15 protein-coding genes are annotated in these 15,962 nt (G+C 56.4%); 12 read left to right on the top strand and 3 right to left on the bottom strand.

Annotated elements, in window-relative coordinates; genetic code table 11:
- The first annotated feature begins 11 nt into the window (after positions 1–11).
- The 4 genes from kdsA (at position 12) to ispD (ending at position 3,516) form a co-directional block, all read left to right on the top strand.
- The gene (gene kdsA / locus AUC61_RS20415) at positions 12–857 is read left to right on the top strand and encodes a 3-deoxy-8-phosphooctulonate synthase (protein WP_027898794.1); all 846 of its coding nucleotides are present in this window, start codon (positions 12–14) and stop codon (positions 855–857) included.
- 164 nt (positions 858–1,021) lie between these two features.
- Positions 1,022–2,308: a phosphopyruvate hydratase gene (eno, locus tag AUC61_RS20410; RefSeq protein ID WP_087273932.1), complete on the top strand. Its 1,287-nt coding sequence runs from the start codon at positions 1,022–1,024 to the stop codon at positions 2,306–2,308.
- Between the two features lie 191 nt (positions 2,309–2,499).
- A complete protein-coding gene (gene ftsB / locus AUC61_RS20405; RefSeq protein WP_122665198.1) occupies positions 2,500–2,778 on the top strand; it encodes a cell division protein FtsB in 279 nt (92 codons plus the stop codon).
- Between the two features lie 24 nt (positions 2,779–2,802).
- Positions 2,803–3,516 (top strand): 2-C-methyl-D-erythritol 4-phosphate cytidylyltransferase, encoded by a 714-nt coding sequence (gene ispD, locus AUC61_RS20400; RefSeq protein ID WP_243247957.1) that lies wholly within the window; start codon positions 2,803–2,805, stop codon positions 3,514–3,516.
- Between the two features lie 362 nt (positions 3,517–3,878).
- Here the strand turns inward: ispD and AUC61_RS20395 are convergent, their stop codons facing one another.
- Positions 3,879–4,772 (bottom strand): LysR substrate-binding domain-containing protein, encoded by an 894-nt coding sequence (locus tag AUC61_RS20395; RefSeq protein ID WP_243247956.1) that lies wholly within the window; start codon positions 4,770–4,772, stop codon positions 3,879–3,881.
- A gap of 120 nt (positions 4,773–4,892) precedes the next feature.
- Between AUC61_RS20395 and AUC61_RS20390 the strand changes: the two genes are divergently transcribed.
- The 8 genes from AUC61_RS20390 to rpoS all read left to right on the top strand — a co-directional run bounded on the left by AUC61_RS20390 (position 4,893) and on the right by rpoS (position 12,114).
- The gene (locus tag AUC61_RS20390; RefSeq protein ID WP_243247955.1) at positions 4,893–6,005 is read left to right on the top strand and encodes an S-(hydroxymethyl)glutathione dehydrogenase/class III alcohol dehydrogenase; all 1,113 of its coding nucleotides are present in this window, start codon (positions 4,893–4,895) and stop codon (positions 6,003–6,005) included.
- Between the two features lie 90 nt (positions 6,006–6,095).
- Positions 6,096–6,941 (top strand): S-formylglutathione hydrolase, encoded by an 846-nt coding sequence (fghA, locus tag AUC61_RS20385; protein ID WP_243247953.1) that lies wholly within the window; start codon positions 6,096–6,098, stop codon positions 6,939–6,941.
- Positions 6,942–6,994: 53 nt separating this feature from the next.
- Complete coding sequence (gene ispF / locus AUC61_RS20380) at positions 6,995–7,468, top strand: 2-C-methyl-D-erythritol 2,4-cyclodiphosphate synthase (RefSeq protein WP_243247950.1); 474 nt, start codon at positions 6,995–6,997, stop codon at positions 7,466–7,468.
- Positions 7,465–8,523 carry a tRNA pseudouridine(13) synthase TruD gene (gene truD / locus AUC61_RS20375; protein WP_243247948.1) on the top strand — a complete coding sequence of 353 codons (1,059 nt, stop codon included), beginning with the start codon at positions 7,465–7,467 and terminating at the stop codon, positions 8,521–8,523. The genes ispF and truD overlap by 4 nt, the downstream gene beginning before the upstream one ends.
- Positions 8,511–9,260, top strand: a complete 750-nt coding sequence (gene surE, locus AUC61_RS20370) for a 5'/3'-nucleotidase SurE (protein WP_122665191.1) — start codon at positions 8,511–8,513, stop codon at positions 9,258–9,260. The genes truD and surE overlap by 13 nt, the downstream gene beginning before the upstream one ends.
- A 41-nt stretch (positions 9,261–9,301) precedes the next feature.
- The gene (locus tag AUC61_RS20365; protein ID WP_205505009.1) at positions 9,302–9,937 is read left to right on the top strand and encodes a protein-L-isoaspartate(D-aspartate) O-methyltransferase; all 636 of its coding nucleotides are present in this window, start codon (positions 9,302–9,304) and stop codon (positions 9,935–9,937) included.
- A 192-nt stretch (positions 9,938–10,129) separates the two neighbouring features.
- Positions 10,130–10,996: a peptidoglycan DD-metalloendopeptidase family protein gene (locus AUC61_RS20360; protein ID WP_243247947.1), complete on the top strand. Its 867-nt coding sequence runs from the start codon at positions 10,130–10,132 to the stop codon at positions 10,994–10,996.
- 101 nt (positions 10,997–11,097) lie between these two features.
- Entirely contained in the window at positions 11,098–12,114 is a 1,017-nt protein-coding gene (rpoS, locus tag AUC61_RS20355; RefSeq protein ID WP_122665188.1) for an RNA polymerase sigma factor RpoS, read from the top strand.
- Between the two features lie 555 nt (positions 12,115–12,669).
- On the opposite strand, the gene fdxA is transcribed toward rpoS, so the two are convergent.
- On the bottom strand, positions 12,670–12,993 hold the full coding sequence (gene fdxA, locus AUC61_RS20350) for a ferredoxin FdxA (protein ID WP_122665187.1): 324 nt from the start codon (positions 12,991–12,993) through the stop codon (positions 12,670–12,672).
- Between the two features lie 247 nt (positions 12,994–13,240).
- On the bottom strand, positions 13,241–15,808 hold the full coding sequence (gene mutS / locus AUC61_RS20345; protein ID WP_243247973.1) for a DNA mismatch repair protein MutS: 2,568 nt from the start codon (positions 15,806–15,808) through the stop codon (positions 13,241–13,243).
- Positions 15,809–15,962 lie beyond the last annotated feature (154 nt).

Genomic DNA, 15,962 nt, shown 5'->3' with positions numbered 1-15,962 from the left:
AAATCCAGAACATGGCTCAGAAAACTATCCGCGTCGGCTCGATCGATATTGCCAATGACAAGCCAATGGTGCTTTTCGGTGGCATGAACGTCCTCGAGTCCCGGGACATGGCCATGCAGATCTGCGAAGAGTATGTAAGGGTTACCGAAAAGCTCGGTATCCCTTACGTGTTCAAGGCCAGCTTCGATAAAGCCAACCGCTCTTCCATGCACTCTTATCGTGGCCCTGGCCTGGAAGAGGGCATGCGGATCTTTGAAGAAGTCAAAAAGACCTTCAATGTCCCGCTGATCACTGACGTGCATGAACCAGAGCAGGCCAAAGTGGTGGCTGAAGTCTGCGACATCATCCAGCTGCCTGCTTTCCTGTCACGTCAGACCGATCTCGTCGTCGCCATGGCCCGTACGGGTGCCGTGATCAACATCAAGAAAGCCCAGTTCCTCGCGCCTCAGGAAATGAAACACATCCTGAGCAAGTGCGAAGAAGCCGGTAATGATCAGTTGATCCTCTGTGAGCGCGGCACCAGTTTTGGCTACAACAATCTGGTAGTGGATATGCTCGGCTTTGGCATCATGAAGCAGTTCAACTACCCGGTATTTTTCGATGTAACCCACGCCTTGCAGATGCCAGGCGGTCGTTCGGACTCTGCTGGCGGTCGTCGTGCCCAGGTATTGGAACTGGCGAAGGCTGGCATGAGTCAAAACCTCGCTGGATTGTTCCTTGAGGCTCATCCTGATCCGGACAATGCCAAATGCGACGGCCCTTGCGCCTTGCGTCTGGACAAGCTGGAGCCATTCCTGGCTCAGCTAAAGGCTCTGGATGAGTTGGTCAAAAGCTTCCCTGCAGTAGAAACCGCTTAAATCGGACTTCTCCGGCAGGTTAGCCTCCGGTAAAGTGCCGCACGCTTACATCCCCCGACCCCAGGTCGGGGTTTGTCGCTCTAAGGTCTGCCCTGTAATGAGCCCTTGAGCGACAGGCATTTCCCAGCTGCGTCGTTTTCGTCAATCTTGGAGTGTTTACAACAATGGCAAAAATCGTCGACATCAAAGGTCGTGAAGTTCTCGACTCCCGTGGCAATCCCACCGTGGAAGCAGATGTGCTCCTCGACAACGGCATCATCGGTAGCGCATGCGCACCGTCCGGTGCTTCAACCGGCTCGCGCGAGGCGCTGGAGCTGCGTGATGGCGACAAGAGCCGTTACCTGGGCAAGGGCGTTCTCAAGGCGGTAGCCAACATCAACGGTCCGATTCGCGACCTGTTGCTGGGCAAGGATCCGGTTGATCAGCAAGCGCTGGACCGCGCCATGATTGCGCTGGACGGTACTGAAAACAAAGCCAGCCTGGGTGCAAACGCCATCCTCGCTGTGTCGCTGGCTGCTGCCAAGGCCGCTGCCCAGGATCAGGACCTGCCGCTTTACGCGCACATTGCCAACCTGAACGGTACACCGGGGGTTTACTCGATGCCGGTTCCGATGATGAACATCATCAATGGTGGCGAGCATGCCGATAACAACATCGACATTCAGGAATTCATGATTCAGCCTGTCGGCGCCAAGACCTTCTCTGAAGGCCTGCGCTGGGGTACCGAGATTTTCCATCACCTCAAAGCTGTGCTCAAAGCCCGTGGCCTGAACACTGCCGTGGGTGACGAAGGTGGTTTTGCACCTGACCTCAACTCCAATGCCGATGCACTGGACGCTATCGCCGAAGCTGTTGCCAACGCTGGCTACAAGCTGGGTACCGATGTGACCCTGGCACTGGACTGCGCGGCAAGCGAGTTCTACAAGAACGGCAAATACGTTCTGAGCGAAGAAGGCGAGTACGACTCTGCCGGTTTTGCTGACTATCTGGCCGATCTGGTCAGTAAGCACCCGATCATCTCCATTGAAGATGGCCTGGACGAGTCCGATTGGGACGGCTGGAAAATTCTCACCGACAAGATCGGCGACAAGGTCCAGTTGGTAGGTGACGACCTGTTCGTGACTAATACCAAAATTCTCAAGGAAGGCATTGAGAAGAAGATCGGTAACTCTATCCTGATCAAGTTCAACCAGATTGGCACGTTGACCGAAACGCTGGAAGCCATTCAGATGGCCAAGGCTGCCGGTTACACCGCCGTTATCTCGCACCGTTCTGGCGAAACCGAAGACTCCACGATTGCCGATCTGGCGGTGGGCACCTCGGCAGGCCAGATCAAGACCGGTTCGTTGAGCCGTTCTGACCGTATCTCCAAGTACAACCAGCTGCTTCGCATCGAAGAGCAGTTGGGTGCCAAGGCTGTTTATCGCGGTCGTGGCGAGTTTCGCGGCTGATAGCGAGATGGTAAAAAGACAGCCGGTGCTGTGAGACTCTTCCGGTTTTCCGGAGGATTCGGCAGTATCGATGCGGACTTGCGGTAATTGAGCCTGGCGCTGCCAGGCTCAATGCCCTTAGTCCCTTTTTCGTATTGCTAGCTTCATGTTGTTGGCCCTGCTGTCTTTTTTTACTGGGTACCTGATATTCAATGCGCAGTCCTAACTGGTTGTTTCTGGTCTTGATCCTGATGCTCGCGGGCCTGCAATATCGCCTGTGGGTTGGCAACGGGAGCCTGGCGCAGGTTGCTAGCCTCAATCAGCAGATTGCCGATCAGCATGCCGAGAACGAAGCGTTGCTTGAGCGCAATCGTGTCATGGACGCAGAAGTGCTTGAATTGAAAAAAGGTATGGAGACCGTCGAAGAGCGTGCCCGTCATGAGTTGGGTATGGTCAAAGACGGCGAGACGCTTTATCAGTTGGCACAATGAAGTGGGCCCTGTGAAGCTGACCCTATGACGAAGAGCGTCCTCCCTGCCTTCTGGGCAGTGATTCCTGCCGCGGGTGTTGGTGCCCGTATGGCCGCAGACCGTCCCAAGCAGTACTTGCAACTGGGCGGCCTGACAATTCTTGAACACAGCCTTCTTTGCTTTCTCGAGCACCCCCGGCTTAAAGGGTTGGTGATCAGTCTGGCTGTGGATGATCCTTACTGGCCGGACCTGCCCTGTGCACTGGATTCGCGTATTGCGCGAGTGGATGGCGGCAAAGAGCGTGCAGATTCAGTGCTCAATGCGTTGCTGTATTTACATGCGCAAGGTGCTGGAGATGAGGATTGGGTGTTGGTTCACGACGCCGCGCGACCCAATCTTGCGCGTTCAGATCTTGATAACCTGCTAAGTGAGTTGGCCGATGACCCGGTGGGTGGGCTATTGGCGGTTCCTGCTCGCGATACGCTCAAGCGGGCTGGTTCTGACGGCCGAGTCACCGAAACCGTGGATCGCAGTTTGATCTGGCAGGCGTATACACCACAGATGTTCCGTCTCGGCGCGCTGCATCGGGCGTTGGCTGACGGGCTGGTTTCCAACGTCGCGATTACCGACGAAGCTTCCGCCATCGAATGGGCGGGGCAGTCACCCCGGCTGATCGAAGGTCGTTCCGACAATATCAAAGTCACTCGCCCCGAGGATCTTGAGTGGTTGCGCCAAAGGCGCAGCGAGTTCAATCGCTGATTAGCTAATTTTCTGCATGTTTACTGATGCTTTTGATTTTGCATTATCACGACGAACATCAACCTCAAACACACCGCGGAAATAGCGTCGGAAGGCTGAGCGCAGGTGTCGTGGTGTGGGTCGCTCGGCATGGATGCCGAGCTAGCGCCGTTGGGCCATGGTTGGCCCGTCGGCGCGTGCCCACACCACGGTAATGGAAGGCGGAACCCCCGCAGGGCGGGGGCTGACGTCGCGATAAATGGTTTCCCCCCTTTGCCGAAACAAAGGGGGTCGACCGTTAGGGCGAGACCAGTCTCAGCCGCGATGTGGGTATCGTTGAATCAATTTGATATGGGTGCCCCATATTCGCCGAATCCAGGTGCCTACCGATACTCATCCCGCATCGCCAACCCGTCTTTCAGATAATCCACCAGCTTGCGCACCTTTGGCGAAAGGTGCCGTTGCTGCGGGTACAACGCCCAGACCGCAGTGTTGGGCGGTTGATGGGGTTCCAGCAGCGAAACCAGCGCGCCGCTGTTCAAATGGCTCAGCACGTAATAATCCGGCAATTGGCACAGCCCCACGCCGTGCAGCGCAGCATCCAGCACCGCCTGCCCACTGTTGCAGCGCCAGTTGCCTTGTACTCTCTGAGAGAACTCCCGACCGTTTTGCTGAAGCAGCCAGGTATCACTGCTGCCGATCAGGCAATTGTGTCGACTTAGCTCCGACACACTATGCGGCCGACCATAACGCTCCAGATAAGACGGGGATGCGCATAAGTACATCCTTCGTGGTGCAAGGCGGGTAGCGACCAACCGGGAGTCCTGCAATCGGCCTAGACGTATGGCCAGATCAAGCCCCTCATGAACCATGTCCAGAGTGTCATTGTTCAACTGGATCTCCACCCGGATCTGCGGATAGAGGTCCATGAAACGCGTCACCAGCGGCGTGATAAATCGTTCGCCGTAGGCCACTGCACAAGTCATGCGCAGCAGGCCTTTGGGTTCGCTGGCCAGATCGCCAATCGCGCGCAAAGCTTCCTCACGTCCATCCTGCAGACGCTGGCAATGGTGCAGGAATGTCTGGCCCGCTTCAGTCAGCGCGACTCGCCGTGTGCTTCGATACAGCAGTCGGGTTTGCAGACGCTCTTCCAGCCGGGCGATCTGGCGACTGATGTGCGAGGACGAGACACCCATACGCTCGGCGGCGGCTGTGAACTGACCGCATTCAGCCACCGCGACGAACTCATCCAGGCCTTCCCAGCGATTGGTGTACATCGATTATCCCTGTTCAGCAATAATGTTTTGCTTTTGACCGGATTATTAATCAACTGGCACTGCTTTACACTCCTTCCACTGTTTTCAGCTTCTATTTTTAACTTCATTGGAGAAAGATCGATGATCAAGTCACGTGCCGCAGTTGCCTTTGCCCCTAACGAACCGTTGCAAATCGTCGAAGTCGACGTCGAAGCACCGAAGGCGGGTGAAGTGTTGATTCGCACGATTGCCACCGGTGTTTGCCATACCGACGCCTACACCTTGTCGGGTGCCGATTCTGAAGGCGTGTTCCCGTGCATTCTCGGTCACGAAGGTGGCGGTATCGTCGAAGCGATTGGCGAGGGTGTTACTTCGCTGGCAGTGGGCGATCACGTCATCCCGCTTTACACCGCTGAATGCCGCGAGTGCAAATTCTGCCTGTCGGGTAAAACCAACCTCTGTCAGAAAGTGCGCGCCACTCAAGGCAAGGGTCTGATGCCTGACGGCACTACCCGTTTCAGCTACAACGGTCAGCCGGTTTATCACTACATGGGCTGCTCGACATTCTCCGAATACACCGTGGTGCCGGAAATTTCCCTGGCGAAAATTCCGAAAGAAGCACCGTTGGAAAAAGTCTGCCTGCTGGGCTGCGGTGTCACCACTGGCATCGGTGCAGTACTCAATACCGCCAAAGTCGAGGAGGGCGCTACTGTCGCCATCTTCGGTCTGGGTGGTATCGGTCTGGCTGCAATCATTGGCGCGAAAATGGCCAAGGCCTCGCGCATCATCGCAATCGACATCAACCCGGCGAAATTCGACGTAGCCCGTGAACTGGGGGCTACCGACTTCATCAACCCTAAAGATCATGAAAAGCCGATTCAGGACGTGATCGTTGAGTTGACGGATGGCGGTGTGGATTACAGCTTCGAATGTATCGGTAACGTGAACCTGATGCGTGCTGCGCTGGAATGCTGTCACAAAGGCTGGGGCGAGTCGGTAATCATCGGCGTTGCGCCTTCGGGCCAGGAAATTGCTACCCGCCCATTCCAGCTGGTGACCGGTCGCGTCTGGCGCGGTTCGGCCTTCGGTGGCGTCCGTGGTCGTACCGAGCTGCCGAGCTATGTTGAAAAAGCTCAGAAAGGCGAAATTCCGCTGGATACTTTCATCACCCATACCATGGGTCTGGAAGACATCAACAAGGCATTCGACTTGATGCACGAAGGCAAAAGCATCCGCACAGTCATTCACTTTTAAGCAGTTGCAAGCTTCAAGCGACAAGCTACAAGAGGGTTCCGCGCCTCTTGCAGCTTGAAGCTTGTAGCTTGTGCCTGGGAGTTTACGACCATGGCTCTAGAGAATATTTCCTGCCAGAAAAGTTTTGGCGGTTGGCACAAGCGCTACAAGCATCATTCCGAGGTGCTTGGCTGTGACATGGTGTTTGCCGTTTATCTGCCGCCACAGGCGGAGCAGGGCGGTAAGTTACCGGTTCTGTATTGGCTCTCGGGCCTGACCTGTACCGATGAAAACTTCATGCAAAAAGCTGCCGCTCAGCGGGTGGCAGCAGAGCTGGGCTTGATCATTGTCGCGCCTGATACCAGCCCGCGCGGACCGGATGTTGCCGGTGATCCTGATGGTGCATGGGATTTTGGTCTGGGTGCCGGGTTCTATCTCAATGCTACGCAGCAGCCTTGGGCGAAGCATTACCGTATGCACGACTATGTAGTGAACGAGCTGCCCGCTCTGGTTGAGGAGCATTTCCCTGCTTCGCAGGCTCGCGGGATCAGTGGTCACTCCATGGGCGGTCACGGTGCTCTTGTCTGCGCATTGCGTAATCCCGGGCGCTACAAATCGGTATCGGCATTCTCACCGATTTCTAATCCGATGGATTGTCCGTGGGGCCAGAAAGCTTTTTCCCGCTACCTGGGTGAAGAGCGTTCGCGCTGGCGTGAATGGGATGCAAGCGTGCTGATTGCCGATGCACGCGAGAAGTTGCCGATGTTGGTGGACCAAGGCGATCGCGATGATTTCCTTGCTAATCAGCTTAAACCCGAGGCACTGGTTCAGGCGGCCAAAGCGGCTGGTCATCCCCTGACATTGCGTATGCAACCGGGCTATGACCACAGCTATTTCTTCATCGCCAGCTTCATCGAAGACCACCTTCGGCATCATGGCGACGCGTTGAACAGCTAAGCGTCGACAAAGTAGGTAGAATCACGCCCTGACTTTTTCCAGGGCGTTTTTTTATGCGTATTGGCCATGGCTATGATGTGCACCGTTTCGCTGAAGGCGATTTCATCACCTTGGGTGGCGTGCGCATCGCGCACCGTTTCGGTCTGCTTGCCCATTCCGATGGCGATGTACTGTTGCACGCCTTGAGCGATGCACTGCTCGGCGCCGCAGCGCTGGGTGATATCGGCAAGCATTTCCCTGACACCGATCCGCAGTTCAAAGGTGCTGACAGCCGTGCGCTGTTGCGCCACGTATTGAGTCTGGTGCGGGGCAAAGGCTGGAAAGTCGGCAACGTAGACGCAACGATTGTCGCTCAGGCGCCCAAAATGGCTCCCCACATCGAATCCATGCGTGCATTGATCGCCGAGGATCTCCAGATCGATCTGGATCAGGTAAACGTCAAGGCCACCACGACTGAAAAGCTTGGCTTTGCCGGTCGCGAAGAAGGCATCGCGGTTCACGCCGTCGCGCTGTTGCTGTCCGCATGACCGAAGTAGAACTGCTCGGTCCGCAAGCGTATGGTCCGCCGCTGGGGAGTGCGGTGCTCAAAGAGACTGCCGAAGATTTTCAGGTCGACGAAGTCCTTGATATCCCGTTGTCCGGCGACGGTGAGCACCTCTGGTTGTGGGTCGAAAAACGCGGCCTCAACACTGAAGAGGCAGCCCGTCGCCTGGCCCGTGCTGCTGGCGTACAGCTCAGGACTGTCAGCTATGCCGGCCTCAAGGATCGTCAGGCGTTGACCCGGCAGTGGTTCAGCATCCAGTTGCCGGGCAAGGCCGACCCTGATTTGAGCTCGGCAGAAAACGAAACACTGAAAATTCTCAAGAGCACCCGACACAAGCGCAAGCTACAGCGCGGTGCTCATGCGGCAAACGGCTTCACCCTGCGTCTGACCCGGTTGAACGCCGACAAGGAAGCGCTGAACATTCGCCTTGAGTCGATCGCCAAGGCGGGGATCCCCAACTACTTTGGTGCCCAGCGCTTTGGGTATCAAGGTGGCAATCTGGGTGAGGCGCGTAGCTACGCCATGCGTCAGGCGTTGCCGGAACAGCGGGCAGTGCGTTCCCGGTTGCTGTCCACGGCCCGCAGTTATCTTTTCAATCAGGTGCTTGCTGCCCGTGTCGCAGATGGTTCCTGGCAGGTTGCGCAAGTCGGTGATCTGCTGGCTTTCACCGACAGCCGTAGTTTTTTTCCGGCTGGCGTGGATGAGTGCAATGATCCGCGACTCGCGATTCTTGATCTGCATCCGACTGGCCCGCAATGGGGAGAAGGCCCATCGCCAGCCTCCGGAGCCACGGCAACGCTGGAGAATGACGTCGCCAATCGTGAGTCTGCACTGCGCGACTGGCTGACGAGAGCGGGAATGGAGCACGAACGGCGCATCCTGCGACTGCCCATTGGGCGGTTGACGTGGCATTATCCCGAGCCTGACATTCTGCAACTGGAATTCGTCCTTCCGCCCGGATGCTTCGCCACTGTACTGGTGCGCGAACTTGTTGATCTGGCGCCGGTTGGGCAGACGGACAGCTCATGCGTATTCTGATTTCTAACGATGATGGGGTCGCCGCGCCCGGTCTCGCCGCCTTGTATGCGGCGCTGGCCGATTACAGCGAGTGTGTGGTGATCGCCCCCGATCAAGACAAAAGCGGCGCCAGCAGCTCGCTGACGCTCGACCGCCCTTTGCATCCTCATGCATTGGCGAACGGTTTCATCAGCGTCAATGGCACGCCGACCGATTGCGTGCACCTGGGGCTGAACGGGTTGCTGGAAGTGCAACCGGACATGGTGGTGTCGGGGATCAACCTGGGCGCTAATCTGGGCGACGACGTTTTGTATTCCGGGACAGTGGCCGCAGCCCTTGAGGGGCGGTTCCTGGAGAAACCTTCGTTTGCCTTTTCGTTTCTGTCGCGTCAGCCGGATAACCTTGCCACCGCAGCGCATTATGCGCGCGTGTTGGTCGAGGCTCATGAACAGCTCGATTTGCCGCCTCGCACAGTGCTGAACGTGAATATTCCAAATCTGCCGCTTGACCGTATCCGGGGCATCCAGTTGACCCGGCTTGGGCATCGGGCGCGAGCCGCAGCGCCGATCAAGGTAGTCGATCCTCGTGGACGCGCCGGCTACTGGATCGCGGCGGCAGGTGACGCTGAGGATGGCGGCGCCGGGACAGACTTTCATGCAGTGATGCAAGGCTATGTTTCAATCACTCCCTTGCAGCTGGATCGTACTTACCAGGACGGGTTCGCTAGCCTGAACAAATGGCTGGAGGGCCTTCTTTGATGTCTCGCGAGCAAGATGATCTGTTACGTCGTGGAATCGGGATGACCTCCCAGCGGACTCGAGAACGTCTGATTCAACGTCTTTACGAGGAAGGGCTTTCCAACGCGCAGGTGCTGGAAGTCATTCGCAAAACGCCACGGCATTTGTTTGTCGATGAAGCTCTGGCTCATCGAGCCTATGAAGATACAGCGCTCCCGATCGGCCACAACCAGACGATTTCACAGCCTTACATGGTGGCGCGCATGAGCGAGCTGCTGTTGGCGGCAGGTCCTCTGGACAAGGTGCTGGAGATCGGAACCGGTTCCGGCTACCAGACCGCTGTCCTTGCGCAACTAGTCGAGCGGGTGTTCTCGGTTGAGCGAATCAAGGTATTGCAGGATCGCGCCAAGGAACGTCTGGTCGAGCTTAATCTGCGTAATGTGGTATTCCGCTGGGGTGATGGTTGGGAAGGTTGGCCTGCACTGGCACCCTACAACGGAATCATCGTGACCGCCGTCGCAACGGATGTACCTCAGGCGCTGCTTGACCAACTGGCACCTGGAGGGCGGCTGGTGATCCCGGTGGGGTCAGGCGAAGTACAGCAATTGATGCTGATTGTGCGTGAGGAAAACGGGTTCTCCCGGCATGTGCTTGGCGCCGTGCGCTTTGTACCTTTGCTCAATGGTCCGCTGGCTTGATAGCTGTTCACTGAATTCTGGGGAATGCGGCCTGTCTATCTCATGGCATCAAGGGCCAGTCTCTGGAATGAACCCGTGACACGGCTATTCTGATCGCATCAATTTGATTCAGAACAGTTAAGCAGTAGCTGCCAGTCGTTATTACGGCACAATAGGCATCTTTAATTCAGTCACCAGTAAAGGGAGTGGCGGGTGAGTCGCACAGTCATTCGGCAGCGTAGTTATTCAACAAGTTTTCAGCGGCTGGTGATTGGCATTGCGCTCAGTGTCCTCTTGGTCGGATGCTCCAGCTCGCCCTCCGGTGGCGTGCGTGTGGTCGATCGTAATAACAATGCTGCGCCTCAACGTCCGACGGTGACGACAGGGCAATACGTTGTCCGTCGCGGTGACACGCTCTTCTCCATCGCCTTCCGTTACGGCTGGGATTACAAGGCGCTGGCGGCACGTAACCAGATTCCAGAGCCCTATACGATTCGTCCGGGTCAGACGATTCGCTTTGACGGCCGTTCAAATTCAACATTTTCAACGGTTGCGGCAGCGCCGGGAGGTGTGCGCCCACCTGTTGCTTCCACAACGACTTCGACCACAACCAGCCCTTCTGGCTCGGTAAAAACCACGGTTATTTCCAAGCCAGTGACGGTTGTTCCTCCTCCGGCGAACGAGTCAACAGGGCCCGCCGGGCCGTCTCCGAAAGGCTGGACATGGCCGTCTAACGGCGTTTTGATCGGGAAATTTTCTTCAAACGGTAGTTTGAATAAAGGCATTGATATCGCTGGAGATTTGGGACAGCCTGTTTTGGCTGCGTCTGATGGGTCGGTGGTTTACGCCGGGAGTGGCTTGCGGGGCTACGGCGAATTAGTCATCATCAAACACAGCGATACCTACGTCAGTGCTTACGGTCACAACCGTAGGCTGTTGGTACGGGAGGGGCAACAGGTCAAGGCAGGGCAGACGATTGCCGAGATGGGGTCAACAGGAACTGACCGGGTGAAGTTGCATTTTGAGATTCGCCGCCAGGGCAAACCTGTAGATCCGCTGCAATTCCTGCCGCGTCGTTGATTGTTGCCAGCCTGTTCCTAGCGTAGAGGGACAGGCTCAAGCGTTGCCATGGAATTGGCGTCGCTGGAGCTTGAGGTCGAACTCACCAAAGGACTATAACAATGGCTCTTAGCAAAGAAGCGCCGGAGTTTGACATCGACGATGAGGTTCTCCTTATGGAGGCCGGCATCGTTCTGGAATCGGAGCTTGAAGCGGACGAGAAGCAGACCCCTGCTGCCTCTGCGCCCCGTACCAGAGCAAAAAACTCCACATCGCTCAAACAGCACAAATATATCGACTACACCCGGGCGCTTGATGCTACCCAGTTGTACCTCAATGAAATCGGGTTTTCCCCGCTGCTTTCTCCGGAAGAAGAAGTCCATTTTGCGAGGCTCTCGCAAAAGGGTGATCCGGCTGGTCGTAAGCGCATGATTGAAAGCAACTTGCGACTGGTGGTGAAAATTGCCAGACGTTATGTCAATCGTGGGTTGTCGTTGCTGGACCTGATTGAAGAGGGCAACCTCGGGCTTATCAGAGCGGTCGAAAAATTCGATCCGGAACGTGGATTCCGTTTCTCAACCTACGCAACATGGTGGATTCGTCAGACCATTGAGCGTGCGATCATGAATCAGACCCGAACCATTCGGCTGCCTATTCATGTCGTCAAAGAACTCAACGTCTATTTGCGGGCTGCCCGTGAATTGACGCAAAAACTCGATCACGAACCCTCTCCTGAAGAAATCGCCAACCTGCTTGAAAAGCCGGTGGGTGAGGTCAAGCGCATGCTTGGTCTGAATGAGCGCGTTTCCTCTGTCGATGTTTCTCTCGGTCCGGACTCCGACAAGACATTGCTCGATACCCTGACCGATGATCGCCCCACCGATCCTTGTGAGTTGCTGCAGGACGATGATCTTTCACAGAGCATCGACCAATGGCTCTCAGAGCTGACTGACAAGCAGAGAGAGGTCGTGATACGGCGTTTCGGCTTGCGTGGTCATGAGAGCAGTACGCTTGAAGATGTAGGGCTGGAAATCGGTCTTACTCGTGAGCGTGTCAGACAGATCCAGGTTGAGGGCCTCAAGCGCTTGCGTGAGATCCTTGAAAAGAACGGGCTATCCAGTGAATCACTGTTTCAATGATGTGAATGTTCACAAAGATAAACGGTAAGTTTATCTTTCGCGCCACAAAAAACACTCCGTTAAGGGGTGTTTTTTTTGGTCTGAAGTTAAAGACGGGTTCGGCGCCGCTCATTAACGTCGTTTGGCTTATACGTAAGTTATCCGGATGCTTTCGACGTCAGTCATTACTTACACAGGCTGTAAGCCTTTGCGAAATACAATGCACAACATTGACCTGTGCGGATGTAGTAGTTCTCTAACCCTATGAAATGAAAGACGTTTAATTTATGTCCGTGATGCGCTGAGAGATCTTGAAAGATTTTGGCTACTTGCCCTCTGCGCAGAAAACACTACTATCAGAACTGTGTCTACGGATGGACGCAGGCCGTCAAGGATGACAGTCAAGGACATCGCAGGACGCGATTCATCAGGATGATGAAAGGGATTAAAAGGATTAAGGAAAAAATGTGGGCGGGTCATACCGCCCCTTTTTTCGTCTGGAGAAAAGTATTATCCCGGATAAACAGGCAGGCACAAAAAAGCCCCGCGAGGGGCTCTCTTGAACAGCCTGGACGCTTAACGTTCCAGGTCTGCGATCTTGCCGGTTTTGCCATCCCACTCTGCTGCGTCAGCCAGGGCGTCTTTCTTCTCGGTGATGTTCGGCCAGACGTCCGCGAGCTCGGCGTTGAGCTCGATGAAGTTTTCCATCCCTGCAGGGATCTCATCCTCCGAGAAAATGGCCTGAGCGGGGCATTCAGGCTCGCAAAGCGCACAGTCAATGCACTCATCCGGGTGAATCACCAGGAAGTTCGGGCCTTCGTAGAAGCAGTCCACCGGACAGACTTCTACACAGTCGGTGTATTTGCACTTGATGCAGTTGTCGGTGACGACGAAGGTCATTTCTAATTCTCTCCTCAGGCGGCGACAGCAGAGCCCTTCGGTATAGGGTTGCCAGGTTCGGGAAGTCTCCCGCGCCGTGTGAAACACATGCATTAGGTAAACGGCGCTGAATGCAGATCGACTGCACGCACGGCGTTCGACCCTGGGTTCGCTACGTCTCACGCGGCTCGGATCAGCTGCTCAGCCAGGCTAAAAGCTGTCAGCGTCTCAAACCGCGCGGGATTCTAACAGCTTGTTACGGTTCTCGTTAGATGCGAGTTTGCAGTGCATATAACAACTCTAGCGCCTGACGCGGCGTGACATCGTCGAGTTTGGCTCTGGAAAGCTCTTCGAGCACCGGGTGTGGCAGGCTCGCGAACATGTCGCTTTGCTGGGGCGCAGCGGGTTTTCCAGGTTTTGGACGAGGCTGTTCGTGGGGCAGGCTGGTGGTCTCCAACCGGTGTAAATGCTCCTTCGCCCGGCCAATCACTTTCGCCGGAACCCCCGCCAATTGGGCGACAGCCAGGCCATAGCTCTGGCTGGCAGGCCCTGGCAGAACCCGGTGCAGGAACACAATTCGCTCGTTGTGCTCGGTCGCATTGAGGTGCACATTGGCGACCAGCGGTTCGCTTTCCTGCAGCACGGTCAGCTCGAAATAGTGGGTGGCGAACAGCGTGTAGGCGCGTAACTGGGCGAGACATTCTGCCGCAGCCCATGCCAGAGACAGCCCATCAAATGTGCTGGTGCCGCGTCCAACCTCGTCCATCAGCACCAGACTGCGATCAGTGGCGTTGTGCAGGATGTTGGCCGTTTCGCTCATTTCGACCATGAACGTCGAACGCCCGCCTGCGAGGTCATCGCTGGAGCCGATTCGAGTGAAAATCCGGTCCACCAGTGACAGCTCGCAGCTTGCCGCTGGCACGAAGCTACCGATGTGGGCCAGCAACACGATCAGTGCGGTCTGGCGCATATAGGTCGACTTACCGCCCATGTTCGGGCCGGTGATGACCAGCATTCGGGTCTTGTCATCAAGGTCCAGATCGTTGGCCACGAACGGCGAGGTCAGCACCTGTTCCACGACCGGATGCCGACCCTGGTCGATGCGCATACAAGGCTCATCGACGAACTGCGGGCAGTTCAGGTCCAGGTTCAGGGCGCGTTCGGCCAGGTTGCTCAGCACATCCAGCTCGGCCAGTGCCGAGGCGGTGTCCTGCAGCGGCGCGAGATGGCCGATCAGGTCCTCAAGCAATGCTTCGTAAAGCATTTTCTCGCGAGCCAATGCCCGGCTTTTGGCTGACAACGCCTTGTCTTCGAACTCTTTCAGTTCCGGCGTTATGAAGCGCTCGGCACCCTTCAGGGTTTGCCGACGGATGTAGTCTGCGGGCGCCTGTTCGGCCTGTTTGCTCGGCAATTCAATGAAGTAGCCGTGAATCCGGTTGTAGCCGACTTTCAGATTGGCCAATCCGGTACGGGCTTTTTCACGGGCCTCAAGGTCAATCAGGAACTGCCCGGCGTTTTCGCTTAGCGACTGCAGCTCGTCCAGCTCAGCGTCATAACCCGTTTTAAGAACCCCGCCGTCGCGGATCACCGCTGGCGGGTTATCAATGACGGCTCGTTGCAGCAAATCGGCCAGCTCCGGATAGACGCCGGTGACCTTGGCCAGTTGCTGCAAATGCGGCGCTTCCAGTTCGGCCATTGCCGTTTGCAATTCGGGCAACGCACTCAGGGCGTCGCGCAGGCGAGCGAGGTCGCGTGGCCGGGCATTGCGCAGACCGATGCGGGCAAGGATTCGCTCGATATCGCCGATTTCCTTCAACTGTGGCTGCAGGTTTTCGAAGCGATAACGCTCAAGCAGGCACTTGATTGAGGATTGCCGTGCCTTGAGGATCGACAGGTCGCGCAAAGGACGATTCAACCAGCGGGTCAGAAGGCGCGTACCCATTGCGGTCTGGCAGCGATCTACCACCGACTGCAAGGTGTTGTCGCGACCACCGGCCAGGTTGGTGTCCAGTTCGAGGTTGCGTCGGGTGGCACCGTCGAGGATGACCGTATCGTCAAGACGCTCATGACGCAGGCTACGCAGGTGCGGCAGGGCAGTACGCTGGGTTTCTTTGGCGTAGCCCAGCAGGCAACCGGCAGCACCGATCGCCAGGGTCAGGTTTTCGCAGCCAAAGCCTTTCAAGTCCTGAGTCGAGAACTGCTGGCAAAGACTTTTGAGTGCCGAGTCACGCTCGAAATCCCACGGCGCGCGGCGGCGTGATCCTCGACGTTTTTCAGCAGGCAGACCTTGTGGCCAGTCATCGGGGATGAGCAGCTCCACGGGGTTGATACGCTCAAGTTCAGCCAGCAGGTTCTCCCAGCCCTTGATTTCGAGCACGCTGAAATTGCCACTGGTGATGTCCATCACCGCCAGGCCGAACAGGCGTTCGTCACCCAGTACCGCAGCAATCAGATTGTCGCGGCGCTCGTCGAGCAGGGCCTCATCGCTGACAGTGCCGGGAGTGATGATGCGCACGACTTGTCGATCAACCGGGCCTTTACTGGTCGCTGGATCACCGACCTGCTCGCAGATCACCACTGACTCGCCGAGCTTGACCAGCTTGGCCAGATAGCCTTCAGCCGCGTGATAAGGAATCCCGCACATAGGGATGCTCTGACCGGCAGACTGGCCCCGCGCTGTCAGGGTGATATCCAGCAATTTGGCGGCTTTCTTCGCATCTTCGTAGAAAATTTCGTAGAAATCGCCCATGCGATAGAACATCAACTGGTCAGGATGCTGATTCTTCAGCCGCCAGTACTGTTGCATCATCGGGGTGTGTGAAGAGAAATCGGAAATTGCTTTATTCATCAGATAGTTAGGCAAGTTCGTTGGAAGAGTGGGGCAAAGTCGGAGGCGAACCCGATAACCCTTCTGGGGCTAACTGGCCGGTAAGTCCGTGTGTTTTGCGATGGGCGCAAGATTACCACGCGAGGCTTCGCTACGCAGGTCT

Origin of the sequence: Pseudomonas maioricensis, from assembly GCF_022790535.1 — a bacterium.
GTDB lineage: Bacteria > Pseudomonadota > Gammaproteobacteria > Pseudomonadales > Pseudomonadaceae > Aquipseudomonas > Aquipseudomonas maioricensis.
Note: the sequence above shows the minus strand (reverse complement) of the source record. Positions and strands in the feature narration are given on the sequence as shown.